Source organism: Ferrimonas sp. YIN67 (assembly GCF_057219095.1).
Window position 1 is genome coordinate 1 of record NZ_JBXVVJ010000022.1, and the last position, 1,605, is coordinate 1,605.

At 49.2% G+C, this 1,605-nt stretch carries 1 rRNA gene; it reads right to left on the reverse strand.

From position 1 onward, the window contains the following. Nucleotides 1-1,510 precede the first annotated feature (1,510 nt). Nucleotides 1,511-1,605 (reverse strand): 5S ribosomal RNA (gene rrf / locus AC2D8U_RS20985); the annotation flags it as partial.

A 1,605-nucleotide genomic window follows, 5' to 3' on the forward strand; every position in this document is an offset into this window, starting at 1 on the left:
ATTGTCTGACATATTGTTAAAGAGCTGCTCTTGCGAGCGTTGCTTCGTTGCCGAAGCAGGAGGCGTATAATACGCTGTTCTCCGTGGTTGTAAAGGGCGTTTTTAAACGTTCTTTTCAACCGTTGTCTTTTTGACCAGAACCGCTGCTAACCCGCTGTTTCCAACGTTTTGGTAAGAAGCCTTGTCCCCGTCGACAGGTGCGCATTATAGGGAGCTCGGAGATTAGCGCAACCCCAATTTTGAAAATAACTCCCATGTGCTCAAACCCCCAGCCTGTACAGGGTTTTGCACAGAGTTACCCACAGGCCCAATACCAAAACGATGGAATATTTCAAATTATAGGATTGGCTTAACCTAAATCTCTTACGCCCACCTCACTAAAGTGGTGAGCGTAAACGGCAAGGAAGTGTACTCAAATACCTGCACGCGGGCTCTCTCTCCCTCGAGTTCCTGAAAAAACAAAATGCCAGATGCAAAACCCAAGCATCAGCAAAGCAAAAATTAAGTCGCCATTAGCCACTCAATTGCATGGACTCGGCATAGCCACTGGTTAGAGGGATTGGCTTTGACAGAACATCAAGGCTTTAAGGCAAAGATCTCGGCCAAAACATTAAGCATTCCTCTCTAACCCTAAAGAGGACCACGATGGCATACGCAGATGTACTGCAGACAAGGAAGCATCATCGAGTTAGAGACAACCTAGGAGCAACTCCCGGAGCGTGATTATTCGTATTGAAAGGTTCAAATACTCAATGTCCCAAATTAAGGAAAGCGGACAAGGGGCCACTAAAACCGAGCCGGACACCATCGACGGCATTGAGTATTAGCCGTCACTGTGGCATGGGTTATTCCCAGTCGACAGAGACGGGTATACCGTAAAGCCCGTTTGAGTGCAGGCACATTTTCCTGGGAGTGTTTTAGATATTGGCGGCATGAGAGAAGGATGTTCCACGATGCTGTTTTCATCAAACCCATATGAAAAACAACCAACCCAAGGAACAGGCTTTAATCTAAATAAGTGTCTGACAACGATCTACTCTCATAAGGGCCCAGTCAAACTGGCCACACGAACTTGACGTATAAGAAGTAGGCGTGCCGTGCTGCCATGGAGGGCAAGGTTCGACCGGCGCTATCGCGTTTCACTTCCCAGCTCTTGATAACAGTGGCATGGGATCGGGTGCGGCTATAGCGCCACAACTCTTTTTAGGCACATACGAATAAACCCCTGTCCAAAGGACAGGGGTTTAATCTCTATCCCTTAGCAAGAGCAGTGCTGACAGACAGGGACATATTAATGTCGCGAGTCCATGGAAGGACAGGAGCGGCGGGCGATGACCTAATTTCTCACGCGAACTCTTTCCCAAACCACCACACTACCGGCGCAACGGCGTTTCACTTCGAAGCTTTGGGAGTGCGGCATGGGATCGGGTGCGGCTACAGCCCCACAACTCTTTTCAGGCACATACGAAAAAACCCCTGTCCAAAGGACAGGGGTTTAATCTGAATAAGTGTCTGGCGATGACCTACTCTCACATGGGAACTCCCACACTACCATCGGCGCAACTGCGTTTCACTTCCGAGTTCGGCATGGGATCGGGTGGGGCC